Source organism: Thauera aminoaromatica S2, assembly GCF_000310185.1.
Lineage (GTDB): Bacteria > Pseudomonadota > Gammaproteobacteria > Burkholderiales > Rhodocyclaceae > Thauera > Thauera aminoaromatica.
Genome location: NZ_AMXD01000157.1, coordinates 1 through 7,658 on the forward strand (window position 1 = coordinate 1; position 7,658 = coordinate 7,658).

5 protein-coding genes are annotated in these 7,658 nt (G+C 69.2%); 1 reads left to right on the top strand and 4 read right to left on the bottom strand.

The window, feature by feature from the left end:
• The coding region (gene leuS, locus C665_RS16935; protein WP_004323694.1) for a leucine--tRNA ligase at nucleotides 1-2,129 on the bottom strand (2,129 nt) is incomplete at its 3' end.
• 265 nt (nucleotides 2,130-2,394) lie between these two features.
• On the bottom strand, nucleotides 2,395-2,724 hold the full coding sequence (locus C665_RS16940) for a hypothetical protein (RefSeq protein WP_004323696.1): 330 nt from the start codon (nucleotides 2,722-2,724) through the stop codon (nucleotides 2,395-2,397).
• Nucleotides 2,725-3,066: 342 nt separating this feature from the next.
• Here C665_RS16940 and C665_RS16945 point away from each other — a divergent pair, with 342 nt between their 5' ends.
• A complete protein-coding gene (locus tag C665_RS16945; protein ID WP_004323697.1) occupies nucleotides 3,067-5,301 on the top strand; it encodes a UvrD-helicase domain-containing protein in 2,235 nt (744 codons plus the stop codon).
• 37 nt (nucleotides 5,302-5,338) lie between these two features.
• Here C665_RS16945 and C665_RS16950 read toward each other — a convergent pair whose 3' ends face one another.
• Together C665_RS16950 and C665_RS16955 are read right to left on the bottom strand one after the other, a co-directional pair.
• Nucleotides 5,339-6,217, bottom strand: coding sequence for an HDOD domain-containing protein (locus C665_RS16950; RefSeq protein ID WP_004323699.1), 879 nt, complete (start codon nucleotides 6,215-6,217; stop codon nucleotides 5,339-5,341).
• 191 nt (nucleotides 6,218-6,408) lie between these two features.
• Nucleotides 6,409-7,658 (bottom strand): phosphomannomutase/phosphoglucomutase (locus C665_RS16955; RefSeq protein ID WP_004323701.1); only part of this gene is annotated, 1,250 nt, incomplete at its 5' end.

Below are 7,658 nucleotides of genomic sequence, written 5' to 3' on the forward strand. Positions count from 1 at the left end.
GCGGCGACGGGCAGCGTGCCGGCGGCGAGCGCGCGCGTGGCCGGCAGCGCGGCGCGCGTGGCGGTGGCGAAGGTGTGGCCGTAGTTCCACACCCGGCGCAGGAAGCGCGAAGCGCCCTCGACGCCGGAGTCGGACCACTCGAGCTGCTGGTCGGGCGGCGCGGCGAACATCATGAAGAGACGCGCGGTGTCGGCGCCGTACTGGTCCACCAGCGACTGCGGGTCGACGCCGTTGTTCTTCGACTTCGACATCTTCTCGGTGCCGCCGATGACCACCGGCAGGCCGTCGGATTCGAGTTTCGCGGCGACGATGCGGCCGCGCTCGTCACGCTCGACGACCACGTCGGCCGGGTTGATCCACTGCTTCTTGCCGCCGTCGAGCTCGCGGTAATAGGTCTCGGCCACCACCATGCCCTGGGTGAGCAGCGCGCTGAAGGGCTCGGAGACCTTCACCAGGCCGCAGTCGCGCATGGCGCGGGTGAAGAAGCGCGAGTACAGCAGGTGCAGGATGGCGTGCTCGATGCCGCCGATGTACTGGTCGACCGGCGCCCAGTAGTTCACGCGCGCGTCCACCATCGCAGTCGTGCTGTCGGCGCAGGCGTAGCGCAGGAAGTACCACGACGACTCCACGAAGGTGTCCATGGTGTCGGTCTCGCGCTTGGCCGGCTTGCCGCACTTCGGGCAGCTGCACTCGTAGAACGAGGCCATCTTGGCCAGCGGCGAGCCGCGGCCGGTGATCTCGACGTTCTCGGGCAGCACGACCGGGAGCTGGTCGTCCGGGACCGGCACGTCGCCGCAGTCGGCGCAGTGGATCATCGGGATCGGGCAGCCCCAGTAGCGCTGGCGCGAGATGCCCCAGTCGCGCAGGCGGAACTGCACGCGCTTGGCGCCCAGGCCACGGGCTTCGAGGTCGGCGGAGATCGCATCGACCGCGCCCTGGAAATCCAGGCCATCGTACTTGCCGGAATTCACCAGGCGGCCGTACTCGGCGTAGGCGTCCTGCCACGGGGCGACGGTGTCGGCGTAGGCGTCCGCGCCGACCACCATGCGGATCGGCAGCTCGTACTTGGTGGCAAAGGCGAAGTCGCGCTCATCGTGCGCCGGCACCGCCATCACCGCGCCTTCGCCGTAGCCCATCAGCACGTAGTTGGCGACCCACACCTCGAGCGGCTCGTCGGAGAGCGGATGGCGCACCTTGAGACCGGTGGGCATGCCCTTCTTTTCCATCGTGGCGATGTCGGCCTCGGCGACGCCGCCGCGCTTGCATTCCTCGATGAACTCGGCGAGCGCCGGGTTGCTGGCCGCGGCCTGGGTGGCGAGCGGATGCTCGGCGGCCACCGCGACATAGGTCGCGCCCATCAGGGTGTCGGCACGGGTGGTGAATACCTTCAGCGCGCCCTCGTGACCGATGCTGGAAACGTCGAACGGGAAGCTGATCTCCACGCCTTCCGAGCGGCCGATCCAGTTCTTCTGCATCAGTTTGACCTGCTCCGGCCAGTCCGGCAGGTCGTCGAGCGCGGACAGCAGTTCGTCCGCGTAGGCGGTGATCTTCATGTAGTACATGGGGATCTCGCGCTTCTCGACGAGCGCGCCCGAGCGCCAGCCGCGGCCGTCGATGACCTGCTCGTTGGCGAGCACGGTCTCGTCCACAGGGTCCCAGTTGACCGTGCCGAGGCGCTTGTAGATCAGGCCCTTCTCGTACAGGCGGGTGAACAGCCACTGCTCCCAGCGGTAGTACTCGGGGGTGCAGGTGGCGAGCTCGCGCGACCAGTCGATGGCGAAGCCGAGGCGCTTCAACTGCGCCTTCATGTAGTCGATGTTGGCGTAGGTCCACTTCGCCGGCGGCACGTTGTTCTGGATCGCGGCGTTCTCGGCCGGCATGCCGAAGGCGTCCCAGCCCATGGGCTGCAGCACGTTGTAGCCCTTCATGCGGTGGAAGCGCGCGAGCACGTCGCCGATGGTGTAGTTGCGCACGTGCCCCATGTGCAGCTTGCCCGAGGGGTAGGGGAACATCGACAGGCAGTAGTACTTCGGACGGCTGGCATCCTCGGTCACGCGGAAGGCGTCGGTGGAGTCCCAGTGCTGCTGGGCGGCCGTCTCGAGGGCGGCGGGCTGGTATTTTTCCTGCATGGCGGGCGCGCGGGCTGGATGACGTTGAAAACACGCCAGTATACCGTGAAGCGCGACACCGGGCGCTCCCGATGCCTGCCGCGGCAGGCCGGGCCAAGGCAGGGCTCGCCGCGAAGCCCGCGCGGCGCGCAAACAGGCTTGCTGCGGGCAAAAAAATGGCGCTCCGCGTGGGCGGAGCGCCGAATCTCCATTGAAGGAGGGAGGGAGACAAGCAAGCGTTGTCGCGCCGCTGGCGCGGCGCGAGGGGTTCGGGGCGGGGTGCCGCTTACGCGGCGCGGCGGTGGTCGGCGCCGTGCTGGCGCTGCCAGCTTGCGTGGAAGGCCGAGAACAGGTCTTCCATGGCGATCAGCGGCAGGCGCCACATGCGGTTCTGGGTGCGGACGTAGGACTGCACGCGCGGCGCGCACAACGTGCTGCGCTCTTCTTCGAGCAGACGCACGAAGTGATCCATGGCCGCACCCCAGTATTCGGCATTGCCGACCCAGCCGGTTTCGGCGGTGGCTTCGCGCACGGCCTTGCGCCACAGGGTTTCGGCGCGCTCGATCGAGACGCCCGCTTTGCGGGCATACCAGGGCAGCAGTTTGGGCGTTTTCATGATGCGTTCTCCGTCGGGGCCGGGTGTGGCCCTCGTTTCGGCAACCGCCTTCTGGGCGGAGGCCTTATCAAAAAATGTTGTGGCGCAATAGTAGCCGGGCGCCCGGGTTAGTTCCTTGATTCTGCACAATTCCGACCAGTCTTTCCGTGAGAAAGTTCCGGGATTCCGATTCGTTTGGTGCAGTGCACAACTTCAATTTAGCGCAAGCTCGGGATCCTGCAAACACGTTGTTGCTGCGACGCAACATCATGTTGTGTCCTTTTCTCTCCGCGCTGTCCCCGGCCTGCCGTATCGGCCTCGTCCCCCGGGGTCGATACAATGCCGGCTCGAAGAGGAAACGCGATGTCCACCCTGCTGAGCAACCTGAACCCCGAACAACTGCAGGCGGTGAGCCTGCCCGCGCAACACGCCCTGATCCTGGCCGGAGCCGGCTCGGGCAAGACGCGCGTGCTCACCACCCGCATCGCCTGGCTGATCCAGTCCGGCCAAGTCGACCCGGCCGGCATCCTCGCGGTTACATTTACCAACAAAGCCGCCAAGGAAATGCTCGCCCGCCTCGGCGCGATGCTGCCGGTGAGCACCCGCGGCATGTGGATCGGCACCTTCCACGGCCTGGCCAACCGCCTGTTGCGCGCCCACCACCGCGACGCCGGGTTGCCGCAGCTCTTCCAGATCCTCGACTCGGCTGACCAGCTCGCCGCGATCAAGCGCCTGCTGAAGACCTTGAACGTCGACGACGAGAAGTTCCCTCCGCGCGAGCTCCAGCATTTCATCAACGGCCAGAAGGAAGCCGGCAACCGCCCGCACGTGGTCGAGGCCTGGGACGACTACACCCGCCTGCGCGTGCAGCTCTACCAAGAGTATGAGGCGCAGTGCCAGCGCGAGTCTGTTGTGGATTTTGCGGAGTTGCTGCTGCGCAGCCACGAACTGCTCGAGCGCAACGAGCCGCTGCGCCGCCACTACCAGCGCCGCTTCCGCCACATCCTGGTCGACGAGTTCCAGGACACCAACCGCCTGCAGTACCGCTGGTTGAAGCTCTTCGCCGACGAGGGCCGTGAAGGCGGTGCGGCAATGTTCTGCGTCGGCGACGACGACCAGAGCATCTACCGCTTCCGCGGCGCCGAGGTCGGCAACATGCGCGATTTCGAGCGCGAGTTCCGGGTGAGCAACGTGATCCGCCTGGAGCAGAACTACCGCTCGCACGCCAACATCCTCGACGCCGCCAACGCGATCATCCTTCACAACAGCAACCGCCTCGGCAAGAACCTGTGGACCGACCAGGGCGCGGGCGAGCCGATCCGTGTCTTCGAGGCCTATGCGGATGCCGACGAGGCGCGCTGGATCGTCGAGGAGATCCAGGCCCTGGTGCGCGACGGCGCGCTGCGCAGCGAGATCGCGCTGCTCTACCGCTCCAACGCGCAGTCGCGCGTGCTCGAGCACCAGCTCTTCGCGGCCGGCATTCCCTACCGCGTTTATGGCGGGCTGCGCTTCTTCGAGCGCCAGGAGATCAAGCACGCGCTCGCCTACCTGCGCCTGATCGCCAATCCGGACGACGACACCTCGTTTGCGCGCGTGGTGAACTTTCCCACCCGCGGCATCGGCGCGCGCTCGCTCGAGGTGCTGGCCGACGCCGCGCGCACGTACAACACCAGTCTCTACGCCACCGTGCCGCATCTGTCCGGCAAGCCCGGCAGCGCGCTCGCGGTCTTCGTGCGCCTGGTCGAGGAGCTGCGCCGCGACACCGCCGGCCTGCCGCTGCCCGAGCTGGTCGATCATGTGCTCGACCTGAGCGGGCTGCGCGCGCACTACAAGGCCGACAAGGAGGGCCGCGAGCGCCTCGAGAACCTCGACGAACTGATCAACGCCGCGGCCAACTTCCTCGCCGAGGCGCAGGCCCAGGCGGGCGCCGGCGAGGCGCAGCCGCACGCGCTGCTGGCGGATTTCCTCGCCCACGCCTCGCTGGAGGCGGGCGACCACCAGGCCGACCAGGGCGCGGACGCGGTGCAGCTGATGACCGTGCATGCGGCCAAGGGCCTGGAGTTCGACGTGGTCTTCCTGTCCGGGCTGGAGGAGGGCCTGTTCCCGCACGAGAACAGCATCCTCGAGCAGGACGGGCTGGAGGAGGAGCGCCGCCTGATGTACGTCGCGGTGACGCGGGCGCGCGAGCGCCTGTACCTGAGTTTCGCGCAGAGCCGCATGCTGCACGGGCAGACGCGCTACAACCTGCGCTCGCGCTTCCTGGAGGAGATCCCCGCCGGGCTGACCAAATGGCTCACCCCGCCCCAGCCGCGCTCGGCCGCCGGCGGCGCGATGGGCGGGATGGGCGGGGGCTACTTCAAGCCCTCGGCCAAGTCCGCGGTGAGGAGCACGCCGCAGGTGCAGCGCGCGCCGCGCCCGGCCTTCGCCACGCTGCCCGGCGGCCTGCGCATCGGCCAGGCGGTGGCGCATGCGAAATTCGGCCAGGGCGTGATCGTTGCCGCCGAAGGCAGCGGCAGCGATGCCAAGGTGCAGATCAACTTCGGTCCGGCGGGCGTCAAGTGGCTGCTGCTCGGCGTGGCCAAGCTCGAGCCGGTGTGAGCGGCGGGCACCTGCCGGGGGGCCGCCCGCGCGGGGCTCAGGCCGGGAGGTCCTCGCCCTGGCGGTCGAGCGCGTAGAGCAGGTCGTCGGCGAGGTCGTCGAGCTCGGTCGGCGCGTAGCCCAGGAAGCGCGCCACCGCCTCGCGCCCCTTGTCCCACTCGGCATCGCGCCGGGTGCGCAGGTGGGTGCCGGCGACGTACTCGGCCACCAGGTTGAGCGCGATCAGGGTTTGCGCCTCGACCTCCAGGCCGGAGTCGGGGGAGAACACCGAGTAGTCGTGATGGCACAGGATGCCGGTGCACACCGCGTCGGTGAGGCCCCAGGAGCGCGCGAGCAGGTAGCCGATGGTGGCGTGGTTGGTGTCGAGCGCCTCGTCCTCGACATCGGTGAACCAGCGCCCGGTGGCCTGGTTGGCCGTGGCCAGGATGCGCTTGTATTCGGGGAAGCGCTTGACCAGCAGCGGGATGCCGCAGTCGTGGAAGAGGCCGAAGGTGTAGGCGGTCTCCGGGCGCGCGATGCCGGTGCGGCGGGCGAGCATCGCGCTCGCCTGCGCGGTGCAGCGCGAGCTGTCCCAGAAGCGTTCGAGCGCGGCGCCGGGGTCGGCGATGTTGCTGCGCAGTAACGCCTCCTGGACGAGGTTGGCGAGCATGCCGAAGCCGAGCATGCGGATTGCGTCGTCGATCGAGGCGATCCGCCGCCCGCTGCCGAAGTAGGGCGAATTGGCCGAGCGCACCACGACCGCGGCCAGCCCGACGTCCTGGCCGATCAGCGCGGCGATGCGCTTGCCGCTGACCTGCGGCTGGCGCAACTCGTCCATGAGCTGGGCGAGGATGCCGGGGCAGGACGGGATGTCGATGCCCTTCTGGGCCTGCCTGCTGTCGCGTGCGCGTGCTTCGCGCTGTTCCCGTGCCGTCATGGACTGCCTCGCTCGCCTTGGATTGGGTAAAAAGAATCTTCGGATTGTGCGCTGCAACTGATGTGAGCAGCGTGCTTTTTTTCGCGTTCCCTGTCCGCTTGCCCGGATCGCCGCGTGCCGCGCGCGCCCATCCCGGATGGGCGGGCCGGTCGGCGCCCGGCGGGCGTGCGCGCGGGCGCTCGTCCGTGGCCTCAGAACGGCAGCGCGAGTCCGGGCCAGACTGCGTCGAGCGCGCGCCGGAACGCCGCCTCGATCGAGGCGAGCGCCGCGGCGTCGTCGGCCTCGAAGCGCAGCACCACCATCGGCGTGGTGTTCGAGGGGCGGGCGAGGCCGAAGCCGTGGGCGAACTCCACCCGCAGGCCGTCGAGCGTGATCACCTCGCGCGCTTCGGCGAAGCACGAGGGCGTGGCGAGCGCGGCCTCGCGCAGCCGGCGCACCAGCTCGAAGGGCTCGCCCTCCTGCATCTTCAGGTTCAGCTCCGGGGTGCTCGTCGCGTCGGGCAGCGCCTTCAGCGCGGCGTTGGCGTCGGCGCGGGCGGAGAGGATCTCGAGCAGGCGGGCGCCCGCGTAGAGGCCGTCGTCGAAGCCGTACCAGCGCTCCTTGAAGAACATGTGGCCGCTCATCTCGCCGGCGAGTGCGGCGCCGGTCTCCTGCAGCTTCGCCTTGAGCAGCGCGTGGCCGGTCTTCCACATCGTCGGCCGGCCGCCGTGCGCGCGGATCCACGGCGCCAGATTGCGGGTGCACTTGACGTCGTAGAGGATCTCGCCGCCCGGTACGCGGGCGAGTACGTCCGCGGCGAAGAGCATGAGCTGGCGATCCGGGAAGACGATCTCGCCGTCCTTGCACACCACGCCGAGGCGGTCGCCGTCGCCGTCGAAGGCCAGGCCCAGCTCGGCGTCGGTCTCGCGCAGCGCGCGGATGACGTCCTGCAGGTTCTCCGGCCGCGACGGGTCGGGGTGGTGATTGGGAAAGCGGCCGTCGACCTCGCAGAACAGCTCGACGACCTCGCAGCCCAGGCGGCGGAAGAGTTCGGGCGCGACGGCGCCGGCCACGCCGTTGCCGCAGTCGAGCACGATCTTCAGCGGGCGCGCGAGCTCGATGTCGCCGACGATGCGGTCGAGGTAGGCGGCGCGCACGTCGGCGCCGCGCAGCGCGCCGGCACCCTCGACGAGGTCGTCCTCGGCGATGCGCCGGCGCAGGTCCTGGATCGCCTCGCCGTGCAGGGTGCGGCCGTCGAGCACGATCTTGAGGCCGTTGTAGGCGGGCGGGTTGTGGCTGCCGGTGACCGACACGCAGGAGGCGCAGCCGAGCTCGAAGGCGGCGAAGTAGGTGAGCGGGGTGGGCACGCAGCCGATGTCGATCACGTCGATGCCGGCGGCGCGGATGCCCGCGGTCAGCGCGCCGGCCAGCGCCGGGCCGGACCGGCGGCCGTCGCGGCCCA

Coding starts and splice junctions, on each gene's coding strand:
- C665_RS16940 (WP_004323696.1), bottom strand. CDS start 2,724: ATGAAAACGCCCAAACTGCTGCCCTGGTATGCCCGCAAAGCGGGCGTC.
- C665_RS16945 (WP_004323697.1), top strand. CDS start 3,067: ATGTCCACCCTGCTGAGCAACCTGAACCCCGAACAACTGCAGGCGGTG.
- C665_RS16950 (WP_004323699.1), bottom strand. CDS start 6,217: ATGACGGCACGGGAACAGCGCGAAGCACGCGCACGCGACAGCAGGCAG.